The following is a 19,228-nucleotide window of genomic DNA, read 5'->3' as shown; positions in this document are numbered from 1 at the left end:
GAGGTAGATAGGGCAGAGGTGGAAGTGTGGCAACACATGGAGCTGACTGTTACTAATAGGTCGAGGGCATAACCAAGCAGGTGATAGGTTGGATGATGATTTCTTTTATATGTAGTTTTCAGGGTATAACCTGATAAATAAGTAATATTCCTCCTTAGCTCAGTCGGTAGAGCACTCGGCTGTTAACCGAGTTGTCGTTGGTTCGAGTCCAACAGGGGGAGCTTATAGACCGTAAGCGAATACTTGCGGTCTATAAAAATATAAGAGGTAATTTTAGGCTCCGTGGTCAAGCGGTTAAGACATCGCCCTTTCACGGCGGTAACACGGGTTCGATTCCCGTCGGAGTCATTTTAAATTTGCCGATGTAGCGCAATTTAATAAGATTGACGGAAGTCAATCGCAGGCAGAGCGCTGATTACAAATCAGCTGCTCGAAAAACACAATTTGCCGGTGTGGCGCAATTTAATAAGATTGACGGAAGTCAATCGCAGGCAGGGCGCTGATTACAAATCAGTTGCTCGAAAAACACAATTTGCCGATGTGGCTCAATTGGCAGAGCAGCTGATTTGTAATCAGCAGGTTATCGGTTCGAGTCCGATCATCGGCTTTGTTCCCTTGTGGGACATATTTGGCGTGGACCTTTAGCTCAGCTGGTTAGAGCAATCGGCTCATAACCGATCGGTCCCGGGTTCGAGTCCCTGAAGGTCCACTATTTTAAAAGAATTACAATCGCGTCGACTGTTAGTTTACGCAGACACTCATTAAGAGCGTTAACAAGTATTGCACGTAAGCATCTAAAGAATAGATGCTAAGTGCTAATAATCAGGCCCAGTGGCTCAGTTGGTTAGAGCGCCGCCCTGTCACGGCGGAGGTCGAGAGTTCGAGTCTCTTCTGGGTCGTTGACATTAAAAGTAATTAGGTATATAATTATTTTTGATGTTTGAATGGAATCTTAGCTCAGCTGGGAGAGCATCTGCCTTACAAGCAGAGGGTCATAGGTTCGAGCCCTATAGGTTCCATATGCCGCAGTGGCGGAACTGGCAGACGCCCGGGACTTAAAATCCCGTGGGTAGTGATACCCGTACCGGTTCGATTCCGGTCTGCGGCAGTTATGTGAGGTGCTTCAAATCCTTGTAAACAGAGGGATTGAAGCATTTTTTATTTTCTTAAAAAAGCTGTACAAAGTTGTGATGAATTGAAAGCTTTGAAATTACGGTATGCAAAGAATATTTGCTTAGGAAATTTACAGATGCAAAGAGCATTTGATAGACAGAAATTATTTTCTTCAATACAATTCCAGTAAAAGGGAGGCGAACTATCATGACACTTGGAAGGAATATTCAAAAAATAAGAAAGGAGGCACATATGTCCCAAGAAGATTTAGCAGAGATGTTTCATGTTTCAAGGCAGACAATATCGAATTGGGAGAATTCAAAAAGTTACCCAGATTTGGAGACGATAGTAAAGATGAGTGATAGTTTTCACATCTCCTTGGATATTTTATTGAAGGAGGACTTAGTTATGGTAAAAACATTTGATAATGAGATAAAGAATACTAGAAAATATGCAAGGGCGCTGATAGCGATAGCCGTTGTATTTGCATTGTTAATTGGCAGCTTTGTGATCTATTCTTGTGTATATTTCAGTACAAAAAGTAAATTAGAGGGAAATTTTGCAGAACAGTTAAAAGAGAATCAATTCTATAAAAACAGAGACGGATATTATTCTATGAATTATTCGGATGATATTGTATATAGTGTGCCGAATCAAGCCATGCCGAGGCTGTTGGATTTTTCGCTGCATTTTCCTGTAAGCAATGTGTATTGTGATATTGATCTGGAGGATACTACGGTGGAAATTATATGGGAGGGTGATAACGATTTTTCAGCGTCAGCGGTTTCTAAAACAAATAATAAAATAGTGGGGAGCACGGCTGAATTTGAAGAAAATGATTTTAATGATATGCAGAAATTAAGTAATGAGCTAGGGGTTTCAGAAAAAGAAATAAGTGAGATTATAGAAAAAGGAAATAAATTGTATAAAGATTTCTATTCAAAATAGCAGCACATGATACGACAGAAAATAATATGTGCGATTGAATTTTAGTATGGCAGTTAATACAATAAAAAATCAAAAGAGCAGATCGTATTTTGGAGGGTCTGCTCTTTCTACGTTGTAACTTCGGTTAAAAAAAGAAAAGTAATAAAGGAACAGATTTGTTCCTTTACTGGTCAGTCAAATGGATTTTGTACAGGCAATAACGGTTAGAGAGAAAAATAGATTGTTGTAAAAAGATTATATTAATATCCGCTGGCGCCGTAATTGGATAATACTCTGGCAGAGGGATCGGATACATTACAGCCCTTCCATTTCTTATTCGGCATCCAGAAATCTTTAATCATATGTGCCTGTCCGGGATAGAAGGACTCAAAAAGCTCACGGTACAAAAGAGATTCTTTGGTAAAAGGAGCTGCATAATTATAGTTTCTGGTTTTCTCCATAAATGCTTCATCTGTATAAACCGTTTCGGCATAGTCCTTCAGGTCATCCACGAGAGAATGACCGACCGCGTCGGAGAAGGCGGCTTTTTCCCGCATAAGTATAGAGTGGGGAAGCAGGGCATCCTGTTCAAATGCTCGGCGCAGGAGATATTTTCCCTTGTCGTACACATTCATTTTTTTCTCCGGAGCGATAGACAGAACATATGAAGCGAAGTCCAGATCGCCGAAGGGGACTCTGGCTTCCATGGAATGTACGCTGATACAGCGATCTGCCCGCAGTACATCATACATATAAAGCTCTTTGACACGCTTTACAGATTCCTTTTGAAATTCTTCTGGAGAAGGGGCAAAATCTGTATACTTGTAACCGAAAAGCTCATCAGAGATTTCACCGGTGAGCAAAACCCGTATATCTGTGGTGGCATGGATAGCCTGGCAAAGCAGATACATCCCCATAGAAGCGCGGATTGTAGTAATATCGTAGGTCGCAAGCACTTTTATCACCTTAGGGAGGGCCTGAATTACCTGCTCTCGGGTAATTATAACCTCTGTGTGCTCGCTTCCGATATATTCCGCCACTTCTTTCGCATATTTTAAATCGATTGCATCGGTTTCCATACCAATTGCAAAGGTGCGGATCGGCTTTTTTAAGATAGAGGAGGAGACAGCGCAGATCAGAGAGGAATCCAGTCCGCCGCTTAAAAGGAAGCCCATCGGGACGTCAGAATCCAGTCTTTTTCTGACGCCGGCAATCAGCTTATCGTGAATATTTTGGCATAGAATATCAAGGCTGTCGTTATGAACGGCAGTTACTTCTGTAATATCCCGATAGCAGATGAAATTTCCGTCTTTATAGTAATAGCCGGGTGGAAAAGGATAAATTTTCTGTACCAGATGGACGAGATTTTTCGCTTCGCTTGCAAATAAAATCTCTCCGTTTTGGTCGTACCCGTAGAATAGCGGGCGGATGCCGATCGGATCTCTGGCGGCAATAAAAGAATTGGATGCAGCGTCATAGAGCACAAGGGCAAATTCCGCATCCAGGAGAGAAAACATTTTTACTCCGAATTCCTCATATAGAGGAAGGAGTATCTCACAGTCAGAGTCACTTGAAAAGGAGTAACCCTTTTGGATTAGCTTTTCCCGTATGGGACGGAAACCATAGATTTCTCCATTGCAGATCAAATAATTGCCGTGAAGAGAAAAAGGCTGCATTCCTTCGGAAGTAAGCCCCATAATAGAAAGACGCTGAAAGCCTATGATACCGCTTCCGATATTGAGGGTTTTAGCAGCGTCGGGTCCGCGGGAAGCAGTCTGCGAGAGTCCGCTGACAAATTGTTGATAATCTGCTTTATCTGAACAGTAACACATAATTGTACACATAGGTTTTTACCTTTCTTTCTATAGTTTAAATTTTTATAGGATAGTGATTGTCAAAGCAGGCTTTGCATAGTGGAAGACTGCCAACCATAGATTGTAGATCTTCGGTTTTCATATACGCGAGAGAATCAGCGCCTATTATCGCACAGATTTCCTCCGCTGAATGTGCAGAGGCAATGAGCTGGTGGTTGGAAGGAATATCCGTACCAAAATAACAGGGATAGAGGAACGGAGGAGAGCTGATACGCACATGGACGCTGACGGCGCCAGCTTCTTTTAGCATACGGATCAGATTAGCAATTGTTGTTCCGCGGACAATAGAATCGTCTACCAGAACTAAGCGCTTCCCTTTTACTACCGAACCAAGAACATTTAATTTCAGGCGGACACTGTTTTCTCTTTCTTTTTGAGTAGGCTTTATAAAGGTTCGCCCCACATAATTATTTTTATAAAAAGCAAATCCGAAAGGAATACCGGAGGTCTCCGCATAACCTTTGGCGGCGGGAATACCGGATTCTGGCACACCGCAGACAAGATCTGCATCTGCCGGATAGGACTTTGCAAGGGCGGTGCCGGCGCGAATTCGCGCATCATATACATTTATCTGATCTAAGGTGCTGTCCAGTCTTGCAAAGTAAATATATTCAAAAATACAATGCGCTGTGTTTGAAGAACACAGGGAGGTATCAGAAAAAACCCCTTTATTTGTAATGGAGAGTATTTCACCGGGGCGAATATCCCGCAGGAATTTGGCGCCTGCGCTTTGGAGAGCGCAGCTCTCAGAGGCAACCACATAGGCGTTCCCGCGTTTTCCCAGACAAAGAGGCTTTAAACCCAGCGGATCCCGAAGCGCGACCAGCTTTCGCGGGCTGGCTATGACCAGAGCATACGCGCCCCGTATCCGGCGGGCGGTACGCAGGACGGCCTCCTCTACCGTTTTCGTATGAACGCGTTCTTTAGCGATGCAGCAGGCAATTACTTCTGAATCTGTATCTGTATGAAAAAGTACGCCTTGCTGTTCCAGAGAAAGGCGTAGCTGCTTTGTATTTATCAGGTTGCCGTTATGAGCCAGCGCAAGAGTTCCTTTGGCGTAGTTCATAACCAGAGGCTGGGCGTTCTGTAAGGTGGAGGCTCCGGTGGTGGAGTAACGCACGTGACCGATTCCGAGATTTCCGGTAAGGAGCTGTAAGTTTTCTTCTTTGAATACTTCGCTGACCAGTCCCATTCCCCTGTGACAGTCGATATTGCCTTTAGAACCTGCGGTATCGCAAACAGCGATACCACAGGATTCCTGTCCTCTGTGCTGCAGAGAACTAAGCCCGTAATAGACAGAGGAGGCAACAGGTCCTCCATCCAGATCATATATACCAAAAACGCCGCAGGCCTCTTTGGGCTTCTCTTGTTCAAAAAATTCCATAAAAGTGTAACTCCTTATCTATTATATAGAAAACAGAAGTCTGTCATAAGTCGGATACGGAAGCTGGGACTCCGGTATTTTTTCTTCCGCCTGATCCGCATAGCTGCGCAATAAATCCATTGTAGCAAGCACTGTCTCATGACAGTAATCAGCTGCATCCTGTATAGATGAAAATTGCTCTATAGCCGGGAGTTCTTCATCAAGCTTTTTGAGAGCCCCCATAATTTCTTCATAAGTACCCCCCAGAGAGGAAACCAGGCTTTGTGCAGAAGCAGTATCTACAGCCGGAACGAAGCTCTTCACAGATAAAGTATTTTCTGCTACGGTAGAAGCATAGGAGGAGACAGCCGGGAGGAAATCCTTCAAAAGCATCTCTTTTAAAGTTTTGGCTTCGATTTCAATCGTTTTTACATAGTTTTCCAGGAGAATTTCATATCTGGAGAAGATCTCTTCTCTGGTAAAGATGTGATGTTTTTCAAAGAGCTGTATATTTTCTTCGGCAATAAAACGCGGCAGGCAGTCCGGCGTGGAAACCAGATTATAGAGCCCCCGTTTTTCTGCTTCCTTTATCCATTCCTCCGTATAACCGTTTCCGTTGAAGATAACCTTTTTATGTTTGCGGATAGCACGCTTGATGAGCTCATGCACAGCGTGCTCCATGTCCTGTGGGGCGGTTCCTTCTAATTCTTTGCAAAACTGGGAGAGCGCTTCCGCGACCGCCGTATTCAGAATGATATTCGGAGTGGCGACAGAAGCAGAGGAACCAAGCATGCGGAACTCAAATTTATTTCCGGTAAAGGCAAAAGGAGAAGTACGGTTTCGGTCTGTGTTGTCTTTGATGAAATGAGGCAGCACATGGGCGCCGGTTTCCATCTGGATTTGCTTCTGTTTTTCGAAATAGGTATCCTCTTCAATGGACTTCAGAACAGCGGTAAGCTCGTTGCCCAGAAAAATGGATACGATAGCCGGCGGAGCCTCGTTGCCGCCCAGACGGTGATCGTTGCCGGCTGTTGCCGCGGAGATCCGCATCAGATCCGCATACTCGTCCACTGCTTTGATGACTGCCATAAGGAATACAAGGAACTGAATATTTTTTGCCGGAGTTTTCCCCGGTTCCAGAAGGTTCTCTCCCGTATTGGTGGAAATAGACCAGTTGTTGTGCTTTCCGCTTCCGTTGATTCCCTCGAAAGGTTTTTCGTGCAGCAGGCAGACCAGATCGTGCTTTTCCGCCGTCTTTTTCATGATTTCCATTGTAAGCTGATTGTGATCTACCGCCACGTTCGCTGTGGAGAAGATGGGAGCCAGCTCATGCTGCGCGGGGGCAACCTCATTGTGCTTTGTCTTTGCGGGGATGCCCAGCTTCCACAGATCTTCGTCCAGATCGTGCATGTAAGCGGCGATTCGAGGCTTGAGCGCTCCGAAGTAGTGATCCTCCATCTCCTGTCCTCTGGGAGCGGGCGCGCCGATAAGTGTTCTTCCGCACAGGATGAGATCTCGTCTTTGCCTGTACAGTTCTTTATCTACAAGGAAATATTCCTGTTCCGGCCCAATGGTAGTGGAAACGTGGGTTACCTCTGTATTTCCGAGAACGTGCAGGATTTTTACCGCCTCCTTGCTGAGGGCTTCCATTGAGCGCAGGAGAGGCGTCTTTTTATCCAGCGCTTCTCCTCCGTAGGAACAAAATGCGGTAGGTATGTAAAGCGTTCCGTCTTTGATAAATGCGGGAGAAGTAGGATCCCATGCGGTATAGCCTCTGGCCTCAAAGGTAGCCCGGAGACCTCCGGAAGGGAAGCTGGAAGCATCCGGTTCTCCTTTTACCAGCTCTTTGCCGGAAAAATCCATGATGACCTCCCCGTTTCCGACAGGCGTAATGAAGCTGTCGTGCTTTTCGGCAGTAAACCCTGTCATGGGCTGGAACCAATGGGTGAAATGTGTAGCGCCGTTTTCTACCGCCCATTCCTTCATGGCTACCGCTACGGCGTTGGCGACCTCTAACTCCAGGTGCGTTTCATTTTCAATCGTTTTTTTGAGAGCTTTGTAAACATCTTTGGGAAGTTTGTTTCTCATAACTTTATCGTTGAATACCATGCTTCCATATAGAGAGGGAATATTTTTTTTCATTGTTCTGCTCCTTTCTGAATTCAAATACTCTGTTTATGCATAATGCCTTATAAAAACAGAAAAAGCGCCCTGGAAAAATCCAAAGCGCCTTTGCTTTACATGTTTCATAGTATAGGGTCTGAAAGAAGAAATTGTCAACACTTTTTTTGTAAAAAATGAAAAACTGTTGTAACAGTTCAGCCATACAGTGTGCGGGAAGCATAAAACATGCCTGCATGTTTTTGCGAGCGTACATCTGTATGAGCTTAAGCGCCCATCAATGAGTAAAACGGTGGCGGCAGCCACGATAAGCACGCAGTGCGGTTTTACGAATGGCGCGGGCTGAACTGTTACAAACTGTTACACTTATTCGCCTTGAAGCGCGGCAACTCCTTCTTCGCCGGTTCGTACCTTTACTACATTCTCCAGATGGTAAACGAAGATTTTTCCGTCGCCGATATGACCTGTATAGAGAACCTTCCTTGCCGCAGCTATAACAGTTTCTACAGGTACCGTGCTGACGACAATTTCCAGCTTCAGCTTGGGAAGCAGCGCCGCCTCGTCAATCTGCACGCCTCTGTAATAATTCGTATGGCCCTTTTGCGTTCCGCAGCCCATAACCTGGGTGATCGTCATGCCTGTGATACCGAGCGCATAGAGGGCGTTTTTCAGCTCCATAAAGCGGGACTGATTAAAGATAATGACAAGCTTGGATATTTCCGTCGTGCCGGTCGTGGCAGCTTCTTTTACCGTCTGCGGCATTTCTACGGGAACTGCCTCTTCTAAATCTGCGGCAGGGCTGTTTTTACCCAGCATGACTGCCGGCATGAAGTCCGCATAGGAGCTTGTCAGGTTGTGTTCTGTGATGTCAAGCCCCTTTGTCTCTTCTTCCACACTGGCGCGGAGACCTATCGTATGCTTGATGACAGAAAAGGTAAGCGTCATTGTAAGAGAAACCCAGATAATGACGGCGGCAATGCCGAGAAGCTGTATTCCGAGATAACGAAAACCACCGCCATAAAGCAGACCGTCCTCGGTGGCAAACACGCCTACGAGTATAGTGCCGGCTGCGCCGCACAGGCCATGTACGCCGACTGCACCGACGGGATCGTCGATTTTACAGATTTTGTCGATAAATTCAATTCCGAATACGACGACAAAGGCGGCGATCAGACCAATGAAAAATGCGCCGAAGGCGTCTACCTGATCACAACCCGCGGTAATGGCAACTAAGCCGGCAAGAGAACCGTTTAATGTCATGGAAATGTCCGGCTTCTTGTAACGAATCCAGGTGATGAGCATAACTGCAACAGTGGCAGTTGCGGCAGAAAGGTTGGTTGTTACAAAAATATTGCCTGCCGAGAAAATAGCGTCGCCCTCCATAGATACGGTAGAGCAGCCGTTAAAACCGAACCAGCAGAACCAGAGGATAAAAACGCCCAGAGCGCCCAGGGTAAGACTGTGGCCTAAAATAGCTTTTGGCTTTCCATCCTCTGTATATTTCCCGATACGGGGGCCGAGGATTTTGGCGCCAATCAATGCGGCAGCCCCGCCGCATAAATGAACGGCAGCAGAACCGGCAAAATCATGGAAGCCAAGCTGTGCAAGCCAGCCGCCGCCCCAGATCCAATGACCGGAAATCGGGTATACGACTGCGCTGATGACTGCACTGTAAATGCAGTAGGAACTGAATTTTGTACGTTCTGCCATAGCGCCGGATACAATCGTTGCAGCGGTGGCACAAAAGACAGTCTGAAAAATCAAATAGGCGGGAAGCGGTACTCCCTGTGGGAGAATCGAAGAATAGTCTCCCTGTACAAATAAGTCAAGTCCGCCGATCAAAGCGCCGGAACCGCCAAACATAATTCCAAAGCCGGTCAGCCAGAACAGAGGCGTGCCGATAGCAAAATCCATGAGATTTTTCATAATAATATTCCCTGCGTTTTTTGCCCGCGTAAAGCCTGTTTCGACCATTGCAAAGCCTGCCTGCATGAAGAATACCAGAGCTGCTCCGAGGAGAACCCATGCTGTGTTGATTCCTGAATATTCCATACTCTTTCACTCCTTTTTTGTTTTAGAAAAAATGATATTTTTCATTTTTACAAGATAGCGTCAGTGTACAAGGGGCAACACGCATCAAACCGCGTAATTTCGGCGATTTTCAGCGTTATCCTCAAAGAGACGTACGCGGAGTGAAAGTAACGACAAAGCGGATTAAATTTGTCCTTCATCGACCGTATTGCCCCTTGTACACCGATGCTATACAAAAAGGTGTACTGGCAGAGAACTTCTGCCAATACACCTCTTTGCGTATTTTCAGGGTTTTCGCGAAAACAAAAAAAGCAAGAGAACTGACTAAAAAAGCTCCCTTGCTTTAAGCGTATTATAAAAGCGCGTATTTAAGATGTCAAGAAAAATTTTTATTTAATTTGGTAATAGTTCAGCCATACAGTGTGCAAGAGACATATAACATGCAAGCATGTTTTTGCGAACGTACATTTGTATGAGCTAAGCGCCCGTCAATGAGTAAAACGGTGGCGGCAGCCCCAATAAGCGCGCAGTGCGGTTTTACGAATGGCGCGGGCTGAACTGTTACTTAAGTTGCAACATCTGGAATTTTAGGGCTTTACAAACCGGGGGAAATCATTTATATTATATTGTAAATTTGAAACATATGACAAAGGCGTCAGAATTTTCGGAAAGGGGAGATTCTGACGTTTTTTTCATTATATTAAGAAATATCCGAAAGCGGAAAGCGGATGTCTGACGAAGAGATATTATTTAGGAGGAAAATAAAGATGGTAAAGTATGTATTTGTTACGGGAGGAGTAGTATCGGGACTAGGGAAGGGAATTACGGCGGCTTCTCTGGGGCGTCTATTGAAGGCACGAAATTTTCAGGTGACAATGCAGAAGTTTGACCCATATATCAATATAGATCCGGGAACTATGAATCCGGTTCAGCATGGAGAGGTGTTCGTGACAGAGGACGGGACAGAAACGGATCTGGATCTGGGGCATTATGAAAGGTTTATAGATGAAAATCTGGATCGAAACTCGAATGTGACAACAGGCAAAATATACTGGACGGTTCTCCATAAAGAACGGCGCGGAGATTACGGCGGAGGAACCGTCCAGGTAATTCCGCATATTACGAATGAGATAAAAAGCAGATTTTACAGGGGAAATACGCCTAAGGAGGAGCGGATCGCCATCATAGAGATAGGAGGAACCGTCGGAGATATTGAAAGCGAGCCTTTTTTTGAGGCGATCCGGCAGTTTCAGCATGAGGTGGGAAAGGAGAATGCGATTTTAATTCACGTGACGCTGGTTCCATATCTGAAGGTTTCGGGCGAACTGAAGACAAAGCCGACGCAGGCGAGTGTGAAGGCGCTGCAGGGAATGGGATTGTGTCCGGATATTTTAGTGTGCAGGTCGGAGCATACGCTTTCTGACAGACTGAAGGAAAAAATCGCGCTGTTCTGTAATGTTTCACCGGACAGAGTTCTTCAGAATCTGGATGTGGAATACCTCTATGAAGCGCCCCTGGCAATGGAAAAGGAACATCTGGCACAGGCGGTGTGCCAATGTCTGCGGCTGCCTTGTCCGAAGCCGGAGCTGGAGGACTGGAGGAGCATGGTAGAAGCGCTTAAAAATCCGCGCACAGAGGTTGAAATCGCGATTGTCGGAAAATATATCCGGCTCCACGACGCCTATCTGAGCGTGGTAGAGGCATTGAAGCATGGAGGGATTGCCGGAAGAATCAACGTAAATATCCGCTGGGTGGACGCGGAGGCGCTGGAGAGAGAAGGCTGTGAAAGGCTGCTGGGCGGTGTGAACGGAATTTTGATTCCCGGCGGGTTTGGCATCAGGGGGACAGAAGGAAAGATACAGGCGGCGCAGTATGCCAGAACAGAGAAGATTCCGTTTCTTGGTATCTGCCTGGGAATGCAGCTGGCAGTGGTGGAATTCGCAAGAAATGTCGTGGGATGGAAGGACGCGGACAGCCAGGAGCTGAATCCAGATACAATGCATCCGGTCATTTATCTGATGCCGGAACAAAACGGCGTCGAAAATTTAGGCGGAACACAGCGGCTCGGCGCATACCCCTGCGTGCTGGAGGAAAGTTCCAGGGCGAGAGAGCTATATCAGGAAGAAGAGATTTCAGAACGGCACAGGCACCGCTATGAGGTGAATAATGATTACAGGGAAACACTGAAAAAGCATGGCATGGTTCTTTCGGGGCTTTCGCCGGACGGGAGAATCGTAGAAATGATCGAACTAAAAGACCATCCCTTTTTTATCGGGACACAGGGACATCCGGAGTTAAAATCCCGTCCCAACAAGGCGCATCCGCTTTTCCGTGGATTTGTGAAGGCGGCGGAGGAATATAAAAAAGAAAAGAATCATCACATAGGAGGAAACTAAAAATGAGAGGACAAAAGCAGCAGGGCTTATATAGTCCCATATTTGAACATGACAACTGTGGTATCGGAGCCGTAGTCAATAAGGATGGAAGGAAAAGCCATCTCACAGTGGAACGCGCGCTGTGTATCGTAGAAAATCTGGAGCACAGAGCGGGAAAAGACGCGGAAGGAAAGACAGGGGACGGCGTTGGGATTCTTCTTCAGATTTCCCATAAATTTTTCTCCAAAGTATGTAAAAAGGAAGGAATCGGGATAGGGGGAGAACGGGAGTATGGGATCGCCCAGCTTTTCCTCCCCCAGGACGAATTGAAGAGAAACCAGGCGCGGAAGATGTTTGAGATCATTGTAGAAAAAGAGGGAATGGAGTTTTTAGGATATAGGGAGGTGCCTGTTTTTCCCGAAGTCCTGGGACATAAGGCAAGGGCGTGTATGCCGTATATTGTGCAGGCATTTATCCGAAAACCGGAGAACATAGAGAAAGGCCTGGAGTTCGACCGTAAGCTATATATTGCCAGAAGAGTATTCGAGCAGAGCAATGACAATACGTACGTGGTGTCTATGTCCAGCAGGACAATCGTATATAAAGGAATGTTTCTGGTCGGGCAGCTTCGCACCTTTTTCGCGGATTTGCAGGATTCGGACTATGAGTCGGCGATCGCTACCGTTCATTCCAGATTCAGCACCAATACAAATCCAAGCTGGGAGAGAGCCCATCCGAACCGTCTGATTGTCCACAACGGAGAGATTAATACGATACGGGGAAATGCGGATAAAATGCAGGCAAGAGAAGAAAATATGGAGTCGTCACATTTAAAGGGACAGCTTCATAAAATCCTGCCCGTAGTAAACAGGGAAGGATCGGATTCCGCTATACTGGACAATACTCTGGAATTTCTGGTTATGAGTGGAATGGATCTGCCGCTGGCAGTGATGATTACGATACCGGAGCCGTGGGCAAATAATGAGACGCTTTCCCAGGAAATCCGCGATTTTTATCAGTATTACGCGACTATGATGGAGCCCTGGGACGGGCCGGCTTCGATCGTATTTTCAGACGGCGACGTGATGGGAGCCGTACTGGACAGAAACGGTCTTAGGCCCTCCAGATATTATGTGATGAAAAACGGGGACGTGATCCTTGCGTCCGAGGTGGGCGTGCTGCCGGTCCCAGAGGAGGAGATTCTTTTAAAGGAACGGCTCCACCCCGGGAAGATGCTTCTTGTAGATACAAGAAAGGGAACGATCAGCGACGACAGAGAGCTGAAGGAAGCCTATGCGAAAGCAAAGCCCTATGGAGAATGGCTGGACAGCAACCTGTTGGAGCTAAAGGAGCTGAAAATTCCAAATCAGCGTGTAGAGCAATATACGCAAAAACAGCAGAAGCAGCTTCAAAAGGCTTTCGGGTATACGTATGAGGAATACAGGAAATCGATATATGAGATGGCCTTAAACGGAATAGAAGGAACGGACGCTATGGGAACGGACACGCCGCTGGCAGTCCTCTCCAAAAAGCAAAGACCGCTGTTTGATTACTTTAAACAGATGTTTGCGCAGGTGACGAATCCGCCGATCGACGCTATACGCGAGGAGATTGTTACGGGAACCTCTGTCTATGCGGGAAGGGATGGAAATTTAATTGAAGAGAAAGCGGAAAATTGCCAGGTACTGAAAATTAACAATCCGATTCTCACGAACATGGATCTGCTGAAAATAAAAAGTATGAAGCAGAAGGGATTCCAGGTGGCAGTGATTCCGATTACCTATTATAAAAGCGCAAAACTGGAAAGAGCTATTGACCGTCTGTATGTAGAGGTGGACAAGGCATATCGGGAGGGGGCGAATATCCTGATTCTGTCAGACCGGGGCGTAGATGAAAATCATGTGCCGATTCCCTCTCTGCTCGCCGTATCTGCGGTACATCAGCATTTGGTGGAGACAAAGAAGCAGACCTCACTGTCCTTGATTCTGGAATCAGGGGAACCGCGGGAAGTCCATCATTTTGCAGCTCTTTTAGGGTATGGCGCCTGTGCGGTAAATCCGTACCTTGCCATAGAGACAATCCACGAGTTGATTGAGGAAGGGCTTTTGGACAAGGAGTATTATGCGGCGGTGGAGGACTACACCCATGCCGTTTTGCATGGAATCGTAAAAATCGCCTCCAAAATGGGGATTTCTACGATTCAATCCTATCAGGGGGCTAAAATCTTTGAGGCGATAGGTATTTCCAGAGAAGTGATTGACCGGTATTTTGCCGGAACGGTAAGCCGCGTAGGAGGTATTTCCCTGGAGGATATTGCGAAAAACGCGGATGTCCTGCACTCCCAGGCGTTTGATCCGCTGGGGAGAGATACGGATCTGACGCTGGACAGTCTGGGCAGGCATAAAATGAGGAGCGGAGGCGAAGAACACCGGTATAATCCGGCCACTATCCATATGCTGCAGAAATCTGCCAGAATGGGAGATTACGACATGTTTAAAGAATATACAGAAATGGTGGATGCGGAAGGAAGCGGAAATTTACGCTCCCTATTGGAATTTCGCTTTCCGAAGAAGGGGATTTCTATCGACAAGGTGGAAAGCGTCGATAGTATCGTAAAGAGATTTAAGACCGGCGCCATGTCCTACGGCTCTATTTCCCAGGAAGCACATGAGACACTGGCTGTTGCCATGAACCTGCTGCATGGGAAGTCAAACACAGGAGAAGGCGGCGAGAGTGAGGAACGACTGGATTCCGCCGGAACTAAGACAAACAGATGCTCTGCGATTAAGCAGGTGGCAAGCGGACGTTTCGGTGTTACCAGCAGGTATTTAGTAAGTGCGGAAGAAATTCAAATTAAGATGGCACAGGGAGCAAAGCCGGGAGAGGGCGGCCATCTTCCTGCCAGGAAGGTTTATCCCTGGATCGCGAAGACCAGACATTCTACGGCGGGCGTCAGCCTGATTTCTCCGCCGCCGCATCACGATATTTATTCCATTGAAGATCTGGCGCAGTTGATTTATGATTTGAAAAATGCCAATAAATATGCGAGGATTTCTGTAAAACTGGTTTCAGAGGCGGGCGTTGGAACTGTGGCGGCAGGCGTTGCAAAGGCGGGCGCGCAGGTGATCTTAATTTCTGGATATGACGGGGGAACCGGCGCGGCGCCAGAAAGCTCCATTCATAACGCCGGACTGCCGTGGGAATTAGGGCTGGCGGAAACACACCAGACATTGTTGAAGAACGGGCTGCGCAGCCGCGTCATGATCGAGACGGACGGCAAGCTGATGAGCGGAAGAGACGTGGCGATTGCCGCGCTTCTCGGGGCCGAGGAATTTGGCTTTGCCACCGCGCCGCTGGTAACGCTTGGCTGTGTGATGATGCGGGTGTGCAATCTGGATACCTGCCCTGCGGGAATCGCGACGCAAAATCCAGAGCTTAGGAAACGATTTACGGGAAAACCGGAATATGTCGTCAATTTTATGCGGTTTATCGCCCAGGAGCTGCGGGAGTATATGGCGCGGCTCGGATTCCGTACAGTGGATGAAATGGTGGGGAGGAGCGACCTTCTGAAGAAAAAAGAAAAAGCGGAAAACCCAATGGCAGGGAAGGTGGATCTAAGCGCAGTATTGGAAAATCCTTATGCCGGACAAAAAAACGTGATCTTCAACCCGAAGGATGTCTATGATTTTGAATTGGAGAAAACCTTAGATGAAAGAATCCTGCTGAAGGAGTTTGAGAGCGCCCTGCGAAAGAAGGAGAAGGCAGTTGTCAGTGTACAGGTCGGCAATACGGACAGAGCATTTGGAACTCTTCTGGGAGCAGAGCTTACACGCCGGTATAAAGACGGACTTAAGGAGGATACGCTGCTTGTGCACTGCAAAGGCGCTGGCGGGCAGAGCTTCGGAGCCTTTATCCCCAAAGGGCTGACATTAAAGCTGGAGGGAGATACAAATGATTATTTTGGAAAAGGGCTTTCAGGAGGAAAACTGGTGATTTATCCGCCCAAAGAACATTCCTATAACGCGGGAGAAAATATGATTGCGGGGAATGTGGCGCTTTACGGCGCTACCGGAGGGAAAGCCTTTATCTGCGGTATGGCGGGGGAACGCTTTGCCGTGAGAAATTCCGGCGCCTGCGCCGTAGTGGAGGGCGTAGGAGAGCATGGCTGTGAGTACATGACCGGCGGCAGAGTCGTCGTTTTAGGAAGTACGGGGAAGAATTTCGCGGCAGGCATGAGTGGAGGAATCGCTTATGTGCTGGATGAAAAAAATACGCTTTACCGGAATTTGAATAAGGAGATGGTTTCCATTGAGAAGCTGGAGTGGAAGACAGACTTGCACGAACTGAAAAGTATGATTGAAGAACATGTGGAACAGACCGGCTCTCTCAAAGGCAAGGAGATTCTGGAGCATTTTAAAGAATATCTCCCGAGGTTTAAGAAAATCATCCCTTATGACTATAAACGCATGACTTCGCTGAGCCTGAAGCTGGAGGAACAGGGAATGAGTTCAGAACAGGCGCAGATGGAGGCTTTTAATGAGGTATTTCAGAAGAAATAGGAGGAAAAAGGCGGATGGGAAAACCGACAGGATTTTTAGAATATGAGAGAAAAGAGGCTGCTTGCAAAAAGCCGGAGGAGAGAATCGAGGATTTTCAGGAATTTAAAACTCCTTTATCCCTGGAGGAGCAGAGAAAGCAGGGTGCGAGGTGTATGGACTGCGGCGTTCCCTTCTGTCAGTCGGGAATGAAGATTGCAGGAATGGTTTCGGGATGTCCGCTGCATAACCTGGTACCGGAGACGAACGATCTGGTATACAGAGGAAAGTGGAGGCTTGCCTATGAACGGCTTGCTAAAACGCACAGCTTTCCAGAGTTCACCAGTCATGTATGTCCGGCGCTGTGCGAGGCGGCGTGTACCTGTAATCTGAATGGGGAACCGGTTGCCACGAAGGAAAATGAACGGGCGATTATCGAGACTGCCTGGGAAAACGGATGGGTACAGCCTAAGCTTCCGGCGGTGCGTACCGGCAAGAAGATTGCGGTTGTAGGAAGCGGCCCCTCCGGTCTGGCGGCGGCGCAGGAATTAAACCGCAGAGGACATACGGTGACTGTATTTGAGAGAAGCGACCGCTTCGGAGGTCTGCTTTGCTATGGGATTCCCAACATGAAGCTGGATAAGCATATCATTGAACGGAGAATCCGCCTCATGGAAGAGGAGGGAGTGATTTTCCGGGCAAATGCAGATGTAGGAAAGGACATCAAGGTGCGTCAGTTACAAAAGGAGTTCGACCGGGTGATTCTTGCATGTGGAGCTTCTAACCCAAGAGATATTGTTGTTCCGGGAAGAGACGCAGACAATATTTTCTTCGCTGTGGATTATTTGAAAGCGGTGACGAAAAGTCTGCTGGACTCGAATTTAAAGGACAACGCCTTTGTGACGGCAAAGGGACTGCATGTGCTTGTGATTGGCGGCGGAGATACGGGAAACGACTGTGTGGGAACGGCGATCCGTCTGGGAGCGAAATCGGTCACGCAGTTGGAAATGCTGCCAAAGCCGCCGGGCTGCCGCGCGCCGGAAAATCCGTGGCCGGAGTGGCCCAAAATCTCAAAGACCGATTACGGGCAGGAGGAGGCAATCGCCGTCTCCGGAAAGGATCCCAGAATTTATCAGACGACAGTGACAGAATTTCTGAAGGATTCAAAGGGAAGGGTACAGAAGGCAAAGATTGTAAGCCTGGAGCCGAAGAAGGATGAGAAGAGCGGAAGAATCAGTATGGCACCGGTGGAGGGAACACAAAGAACGATAGACGCGCAGCTTGTACTGATTGCCGCCGGTTTCCTGGGAAGCGAGAAATACGTGACAGATGCTTTTCAAGTCCAGACGGATAACCGGACGAATGTCCTGACAAAGCCGGAGCAATATGAAACCAACGTACCCGGAGTATTTACGGCGGGCGATATGCACAGGGGACAATCGCTGGTAGTATGGGCGATTACAGAGGGAAGAAATGCTGCCAGAGCCGTAGATCGGGACTTGATGGGTTACTGAGCTTATAATAAAATAGAAAGAAAAAAGGAGCAGGTGGTTATGGCAAAGTACACGAAGAATGATATTCTCCGCATGGCGGAAGAGGAGGATGTGGAGTTTATCCGGCTGCAGTTTACGGATATGTTCGGTACCATGAAAAATATAGCAATCCCATTTAGCAGGCTGGAAAAGGCAATGAACAATGAATGTGTGATAGACGCGTCGTCTATAGAAAGCTTTTATCGGAATGAGGAGGAGGATATGTATCTATATCCAGATCCGGATACCTTCTGTATCCTGCCCTGGCGGCCCCAGCAAGGGAAGGTGGCGCGTCTGATCTGCGATATTTACAGGGCTGACGGGACTCCGCATAAAGGAAGTCCAAGGTATATTCTGAAACAGGCGGTGAAGGCAGCTGCGGAGAAGGGATATTCCTTTAAGGTAAATCCAGAATGTGAATTTTTTCTCTTTCACACAGATGACAATGGACGCCCGACTACTTTAACGCATGAGCAGGCGGGGTACATGGATCTCAGTCCGGTAGATTTTGGAGAAAATGCAAGAAGAGATATTGTGCTGACCCTGGAGGAGATGGGATATGATGTGGAGTCTTCCCACCATGAAATATCTCCGGCACAGCATGAAATTGATTTTTCAATGGCAGATGTTATGGAAACAGCCGATAAATTTATGAGCTTTAAGGTTGCGGTGCGCACAGTAGCCAAACGTCATGGGCTTCACGCTACCTTTATGCCAAAGCCCAGGGGAGAGGTCAATGGATCTGGAATGCATATCAATATGGCGCTCTATAAAAATGGAAAAAATATCTTTGCAGATAGTGAGGATGCACTGGGATTAAGCAGGGAAGCCTATTCCTTTATTGCCGGAATTTTTACACATATCAAGGGAATGACGGCGTTTTTTAATCCATTGGTAAATTCCTATAAACGGCTGGTGCCGGGCTTTGAAGCTCCGTCGGATATTACCTGGTCTTCCACACAGAGGACGGCGCTGCTCAAGGTCTGCCAGGACAGACGCAGGGAGTGCCAGATAGAGCTTAGAAGTCCGGATCCTTCGGCAAATCCGTATGTGGTCTTTGCGCTGTGTCTGGCAGCAGGGATACAGGGAATAGAAGAAAACCTACAGCCCTCGTCGGAGCTGAAGGTCGGTATCAGGGAGCTGTCGGAGGAAGAGAAGCTGGAACAGGGCATCCAGAGCCTTCCGGCAACGCTAAACGAGGCGCTGCATGAACTGGAACAGGATGAATGGATTGCCGGAGTAGTGGGAGTCCCATTTTTAGAGTGTTATATAAAGAGCAAGAGGAAAGAATGGAAAAGCTACGAAAAGCAGGTTTCTGAATGGGAGCTTGCCCAGTACCTGTATCAGATATAGACAG

Annotated in this window: 9 protein-coding genes and 7 tRNA genes; 12 read left to right on the top strand and 4 right to left on the bottom strand. The window is 47.3% G+C overall.

Translation table 11 applies throughout. The features are described from left to right. Positions 1-148: 148 nt before the first annotated feature. The 8 genes from H8S37_RS09465 to H8S37_RS09430 all read left to right on the top strand — a co-directional run bounded on the left by H8S37_RS09465 (position 149) and on the right by H8S37_RS09430 (position 2,061). Positions 149-221 (top strand) — tRNA-Asn (locus tag H8S37_RS09465). A gap of 55 nt (positions 222-276) precedes the next feature. Continuing rightward, positions 277-348, top strand: a tRNA-Glu gene (locus H8S37_RS09460). Positions 349-534: 186 nt separating this feature from the next. Further along, positions 535-607, top strand: a tRNA-Thr gene (locus tag H8S37_RS09455). Positions 608-635: 28 nt separating this feature from the next. Continuing rightward, positions 636-709: transfer RNA gene (locus tag H8S37_RS09450), tRNA-Ile, on the top strand. A gap of 116 nt (positions 710-825) precedes the next feature. Then, positions 826-899 (top strand) — tRNA-Asp (locus tag H8S37_RS09445). Between the two features lie 47 nt (positions 900-946). Beyond that, a tRNA-Val gene (locus H8S37_RS09440) sits at positions 947-1,019 on the top strand. A 3-nt stretch (positions 1,020-1,022) separates the two neighbouring features. Next, positions 1,023-1,108 (top strand) — tRNA-Leu (locus H8S37_RS09435). Between the two features lie 212 nt (positions 1,109-1,320). After that, positions 1,321-2,061, top strand: coding sequence for a helix-turn-helix transcriptional regulator (locus H8S37_RS09430; RefSeq protein WP_186875709.1), 741 nt, complete (start codon positions 1,321-1,323; stop codon positions 2,059-2,061). A 239-nt stretch (positions 2,062-2,300) separates the two neighbouring features. On the opposite strand, the gene asnB is transcribed toward H8S37_RS09430, so the two are convergent. From asnB to H8S37_RS09410, 4 genes are all read right to left on the bottom strand, one after another. Further along, the gene (gene asnB, locus H8S37_RS09425; protein WP_186875708.1) at positions 2,301-3,884 is read right to left on the bottom strand and encodes an asparagine synthase B; all 1,584 of its coding nucleotides are present in this window, start codon (positions 3,882-3,884) and stop codon (positions 2,301-2,303) included. A 25-nt stretch (positions 3,885-3,909) separates the two neighbouring features. Next, a complete protein-coding gene (gene purF / locus H8S37_RS09420; RefSeq protein WP_186875707.1) occupies positions 3,910-5,298 on the bottom strand; it encodes an amidophosphoribosyltransferase in 1,389 nt (462 codons plus the stop codon). 21 nt (positions 5,299-5,319) lie between these two features. After that, entirely contained in the window at positions 5,320-7,419 is a 2,100-nt protein-coding gene (locus H8S37_RS09415) for a glutamine synthetase III family protein (RefSeq protein ID WP_186875706.1), read from the bottom strand. Positions 7,420-7,764: 345 nt separating this feature from the next. Then, complete coding sequence (locus H8S37_RS09410; protein WP_186875705.1) at positions 7,765-9,450, bottom strand: ammonium transporter; 1,686 nt, start codon at positions 9,448-9,450, stop codon at positions 7,765-7,767. Positions 9,451-10,196: 746 nt separating this feature from the next. Here H8S37_RS09410 and H8S37_RS09405 point away from each other — a divergent pair. The 4 genes from H8S37_RS09405 to glnA are packed head-to-tail and all read left to right on the top strand — an operon-like array spanning position 10,197 to position 19,224. Beyond that, on the top strand, positions 10,197-11,825 hold the full coding sequence (locus H8S37_RS09405) for a CTP synthase (RefSeq protein ID WP_186875704.1): 1,629 nt from the start codon (positions 10,197-10,199) through the stop codon (positions 11,823-11,825). Positions 11,826-11,827: 2 nt separating this feature from the next. After that, on the top strand, positions 11,828-16,363 hold the full coding sequence (gltB, locus tag H8S37_RS09400; protein WP_186875703.1) for a glutamate synthase large subunit: 4,536 nt from the start codon (positions 11,828-11,830) through the stop codon (positions 16,361-16,363). A gap of 14 nt (positions 16,364-16,377) precedes the next feature. Next, positions 16,378-17,853, top strand: coding sequence for a glutamate synthase subunit beta (locus H8S37_RS09395; RefSeq protein ID WP_186875702.1), 1,476 nt, complete (start codon positions 16,378-16,380; stop codon positions 17,851-17,853). Positions 17,854-17,892: 39 nt separating this feature from the next. Continuing rightward, on the top strand, positions 17,893-19,224 hold the full coding sequence (gene glnA / locus H8S37_RS09390; RefSeq protein WP_186875701.1) for a type I glutamate--ammonia ligase: 1,332 nt from the start codon (positions 17,893-17,895) through the stop codon (positions 19,222-19,224). Positions 19,225-19,228 lie beyond the last annotated feature (4 nt).

This window comes from Mediterraneibacter hominis, assembly GCF_014287475.1.
GTDB lineage: Bacteria > Bacillota > Clostridia > Lachnospirales > Lachnospiraceae > Mediterraneibacter > Mediterraneibacter hominis.
Note: the sequence above shows the minus strand (reverse complement) of the source record. Positions and strands in the feature narration are given on the sequence as shown.

Bases quoted from the DNA above. Each gene is read 5' to 3' on its own strand.
- H8S37_RS09430 (WP_186875709.1), top strand. From the start codon at position 1,321: ATGACACTTGGAAGGAATATTCAAAAAATAAGAAAGGAGGCACATATG.
- asnB (WP_186875708.1), bottom strand. From the start codon at position 3,884: ATGTGTACAATTATGTGTTACTGTTCAGATAAAGCAGATTATCAACAA.
- purF (WP_186875707.1), bottom strand. From the start codon at position 5,298: ATGGAATTTTTTGAACAAGAGAAGCCCAAAGAGGCCTGCGGCGTTTTT.
- H8S37_RS09415 (WP_186875706.1), bottom strand. From the start codon at position 7,419: ATGAAAAAAAATATTCCCTCTCTATATGGAAGCATGGTATTCAACGAT.
- H8S37_RS09410 (WP_186875705.1), bottom strand. From the start codon at position 9,450: ATGGAATATTCAGGAATCAACACAGCATGGGTTCTCCTCGGAGCAGCT.
- H8S37_RS09405 (WP_186875704.1), top strand. From the start codon at position 10,197: ATGGTAAAGTATGTATTTGTTACGGGAGGAGTAGTATCGGGACTAGGG.
- gltB (WP_186875703.1), top strand. From the start codon at position 11,828: ATGAGAGGACAAAAGCAGCAGGGCTTATATAGTCCCATATTTGAACAT.
- H8S37_RS09395 (WP_186875702.1), top strand. From the start codon at position 16,378: ATGGGAAAACCGACAGGATTTTTAGAATATGAGAGAAAAGAGGCTGCT.
- glnA (WP_186875701.1), top strand. From the start codon at position 17,893: ATGGCAAAGTACACGAAGAATGATATTCTCCGCATGGCGGAAGAGGAG.